Origin of the sequence: Vibrio jasicida CAIM 1864 = LMG 25398 (assembly GCF_000400365.1) — a bacterium.
Classification (GTDB): domain Bacteria; phylum Pseudomonadota; class Gammaproteobacteria; order Enterobacterales; family Vibrionaceae; genus Vibrio; species Vibrio jasicida.
Genome location: NZ_BAOG01000205.1, coordinates 1 through 2,565 on the forward strand (window position 1 = coordinate 1; position 2,565 = coordinate 2,565).

The 2,565-nt window shown below is 44.9% G+C and carries 3 protein-coding genes and 2 pseudogenes; 4 read left to right on the top strand and 1 reads right to left on the bottom strand.

The annotated features are described in order from the left end of the window. The 3 genes and pseudogenes from VJL_RS26730 to VJL_RS26740 form a co-directional block, all read left to right on the top strand. Positions 1-151 (top strand): annotated as a pseudogene (locus VJL_RS26730) (organic hydroperoxide resistance protein); the annotation flags it as partial. 264 nt (positions 152-415) lie between these two features. Beyond that, positions 416-658: a type II toxin-antitoxin system Phd/YefM family antitoxin gene (locus tag VJL_RS26735; protein ID WP_005383516.1), complete on the top strand. Its 243-nt coding sequence runs from the start codon at positions 416-418 to the stop codon at positions 656-658. 13 nt (positions 659-671) lie between these two features. Then, positions 672-1,007 carry a type II toxin-antitoxin system RelE/ParE family toxin gene (locus VJL_RS26740; RefSeq protein ID WP_020195558.1) on the top strand — a complete coding sequence of 112 codons (336 nt, stop codon included), beginning with the start codon at positions 672-674 and terminating at the stop codon, positions 1,005-1,007. 53 nt (positions 1,008-1,060) lie between these two features. Here the strand turns inward: VJL_RS26740 and VJL_RS26745 are convergent, their stop codons facing one another. Then, complete coding sequence (locus VJL_RS26745; RefSeq protein ID WP_038882383.1) at positions 1,061-2,158, bottom strand: YdcF family protein; 1,098 nt, start codon at positions 2,156-2,158, stop codon at positions 1,061-1,063. A gap of 329 nt (positions 2,159-2,487) precedes the next feature. Here VJL_RS26745 and VJL_RS30430 point away from each other — a divergent pair. Beyond that, positions 2,488-2,565: pseudogene (locus VJL_RS30430) on the top strand (helix-turn-helix domain-containing protein); the annotation flags it as partial.

Here is a 2,565-nt window from a genome sequence, read left to right on the forward strand (position 1 = left end):
TGCACTAACAGTGAGCCTAGCGGTAGAGCTAGACATGCCACAAGAACAAGCGCTAGAGCTAACGCGCATTGCACACCAAGTTTGCCCATATTCAAACGCAGTTCGTGGCAACATTGATGTGGCAGTAACGGTAAACGGCGAAGCAATTTAAGCGGTTTCAACCACTGCACAAAGACAAGAAAGCCTGCAAGTACGCAGGCTTTTTCTATATTTGAAGTAGGAGTCTAAATTTAAACTTAATTTGGTTTGTTCGAAATGCATAGGTATAGTTGGCAAAATTAGGTCAAAATCTAAACGAAAAATAGAATGTGATTAGCACTTTCTATTGATTCAAATATTTCGGTCAAACCTGCAGTATAGCTCGGCTGGTTTCGCTTGTTGTTACACCAGCGAGGTTGCCGATAGGAGTCATGTGATGAGCACTGAAACGGTAAGTTATCTAAAAAAGAATGCTGCGAAGCTTGAACTGGATGAGCCAATGACGATTACGCAAAATGGTAAGCCTATTTATGTCGTTGAGTCTTATGAAGAACGTCAGAAGCGTGATGAAGCCATTGCTTTAATGAAGTTTGTTAGCTTTGCTCAAAATGATGTTGCGAATGAACGTGTAAAGTCATCGGAAGATATGAAGAGCACGTTAGCAGCACTCAAAGATTGAGTTTGATACGAGCATGGAAGCAAAAGTTCTCTATACACAAACCTTTGAAAATACGGCTATTCAGAGTATTAACTATTTATCGAACTGGAGCGCTCGCAACGATGTGATTGATAGATTAATTGCGGTTCAGCAGAGGTTTGAACACAACGTTTTGAATAACCCGTCTATCTATCCGCCTTGTTATGAACTGACAACAATCGGTGTTTACGACATCCGGCAATTTAGCTTTGATGGTTTCAAGCTGCTTTACCGAATTGGTGACAAAAATACTATCTATGCTCTAGTGATTCTGAGTGACAAACAAAACCTACAAAACGCATTGATTGACCACTGCATCATGTTCAAATGATTCTGTGAGAGACCGCATTAACGCGGTCTCTTTTGCTTTCAGGCTCTAGTGTATTAACGCGACTCTAGCGGGTAAGAACGGTAGCTCCACATGCCGTAAGTACGCAGTGCATCGCGGTAGATACCAAGCAGTTCGCTATCGCTGGCTTTGGCTAAGTCTTTCAGTGGCTTGTCTGGGTAGCTCACAGTGTCGAAAGTGATGCCTTGTGGGCCAGTTTGCCAGCTTGCGATTTCAAACAAGGTTTGACCACGACGTACGTGGCTCGCTGAGCTGATGATGGTCGCGTGCTTGATGTTATGACGTGCCAATGCATAGCTACTGAATAGGGCGTTACCTACCGTGCTGGTGGCGTAGTTTTCTTCAATGATGCGATCTTTGCTGATGCCTTTTTCAATCAGCCAATCCGCCATTAACTTGCCTTCGGTTTTGTGGTTCTTCGGTACGCCGCCCGTCAATACGATCAACGCGTCTGGGTTTGCTTTTGCCATGGCTAGCGTGGTTTCCAAACGCTCAACCAAGATCTGGTGCATCGAACCATCTGGGTTCAGCGCGTATCCCAATGTGACGATTGCGCCTCTGTCATCCAATTTGCCTTTGTCGGCTTTCTCTTTCAGTGGCGTTGCAAGTACGCGGTCTACGGTGTCGAAGATGCGTTGGATGTCTGCGGCTTTACCTGCATTGAGTTTAGTGAGTGTCGCCATGTGTTTAGCTGATTCTGCTTGGTTGCCCTCAAAGCGTTGCCATACCGCTAAGTAAGCGTGCAAATCCACATCGTCTGGTGCAACAGAAAGGGCTTGTTCAAACAGTTCAATCGCGCGATCTGCATTCTTGTTGTAGATCTGCGCGTTTGCTGCAGAAATCAGTAGGTCAGTACGGTACGGCTCAAGTTTGTATGCTTCTAGTAAGCGGTCGGTAACAATCTCCATGTTGCTCGGCATTTTGGCGGTAAAACCTGCATGCGAGATACGCGCAGGGGATTTGAATGCTTGTACCGCGTCATTCAGCAGTTGGTCGACAACCTGACGTTTGGTGACGATCTGTGAGTAGTCGGCGGAAGATTGGACGGCAGCATCGTTAGCCGCGATAGAGTATGGGGCAGCAGTCAGCGCAATTACGCTACCAAGAGCAATGGCAAGTAAGTTCTTCTTCATGGAATGTCCTAGAGGTGCTGTAGTACCTAGTTTTTATTGTGACTAGCGTTGTAGGTCGAACGGGGTCGATAGAATTTTTTCAGTCTAGGTTCGCTTCATGAATAATCTGTGAAATGAATCCCAACTCAGCCGACCGAATGAATGCGCGTGGTCAAAACGCGAAGTAGGATCACGAAAATATTGAGGTATTCGTTCGTGTTCTAAGTAATTGGATTAAAAGATAAACAGCGTTTGGAACAGCGAATTTAAGCAACCAGAGTAAGAAATGAAAAAGCCTGCAACGTGAACTGACCCCCAATAGTTGGACACCAATTATTGAGGGTCTTTTTATGTCCAAATATAGCCGCGAGCTAAAATGTGTCATTGCTAAACAATGCTTAAATGGTACGTCATCTAGTTATTTAGAA

Bases quoted from the DNA above. Each gene is read 5' to 3' on its own strand.
- VJL_RS26735 (WP_005383516.1), top strand. From the start codon at position 416: ATGAGCACTGAAACGGTAAGTTATCTAAAAAAGAATGCTGCGAAGCTT.
- VJL_RS26740 (WP_020195558.1), top strand. From the start codon at position 672: ATGGAAGCAAAAGTTCTCTATACACAAACCTTTGAAAATACGGCTATT.
- VJL_RS26745 (WP_038882383.1), bottom strand. From the start codon at position 2,158: ATGAAGAAGAACTTACTTGCCATTGCTCTTGGTAGCGTAATTGCGCTG.